At 70.1% G+C, this 743-nt stretch carries 2 protein-coding genes; one reads left to right on the top strand and one right to left on the bottom strand.

The window, feature by feature from the left end:
- A partial coding sequence (locus tag G6022_RS14440) for a porin PorA family protein (protein ID WP_187701378.1) occupies positions 1 to 269 on the bottom strand: 269 nt, incomplete at its 3' end.
- 103 nt (positions 270 to 372) lie between these two features.
- Here G6022_RS14440 and G6022_RS14445 point away from each other — a divergent pair.
- The coding region (locus G6022_RS14445; protein ID WP_182691833.1) for an acyltransferase at positions 373 to 743 on the top strand (371 nt) is incomplete at its 3' end.

Here is a 743-nt window from a genome sequence, read left to right on the forward strand (position 1 = left end):
TCGCCGGCCGCGTCGTCGGCGCTGCACTCCGGCCGGGTGGAGTTGAGCTCGGTCGGCGAGTTGCCGGCCAGGGCCGCGCCCACCAGGACCGCGCCCTGCGTGGTGTCGGTGACGGTGGTGGTGTTGATGTCCAGCGGGGTCTTCTTCTGCGCCGGCACGACGAAGAAGACGAGCGCCAGTGCGATAGTGATGAGGAACGCGCCGAGCCCGACGAGGACCAGTGCGGGCACTGACGACCTCCGTCCCGCGGAACTGCTCTGTCGTGCCATCGGTTGTCCTCCTGGAGTCGCACCCTGGATCCGCCGGTTACCGCCGGGTAGCTTCCCGGGTCGGTCGCCGGACCGGACCATCATCAGGAGAAGATTAACAGTGATGAAGAACGCATTCGCCACCCCCGACCGACAAGTCGGAACTCTCCCGTCCGCCACCGGCTTCGTGCCGGCGCTGGAGGGCTTCCGCGCGGTCGCCGCGCTCTCGGTCCTCACCACTCACGTCGCGTTCCAGACCGGCTCCTCCACGGGGTCGGCGATCAACCGGGTCTGGGGCCGGTTCGACCTGTCCGTGGCGGTCTTCTTCGCCTTGTCCGGGTTCCTGCTGTGGCGCGCCCACGCCCTCCACGCCCGTCGGGGCGGGCCCGGCACCGCGCGGTCCGCGGGGGCCTACCTGCGTTCCCGCCTCGTCCGGATCATGCCGGCCTACCTCGTGGTGGTGGCCGCGGTGTTCCTGCTCATCCCCCAGAACGC

The sequence above is a fragment of the Dietzia sp. Cai40 genome, from assembly GCF_014145165.1.
In the GTDB taxonomy this organism is placed as follows: domain Bacteria; phylum Actinomycetota; class Actinomycetes; order Mycobacteriales; family Mycobacteriaceae; genus Dietzia; species Dietzia natronolimnaea.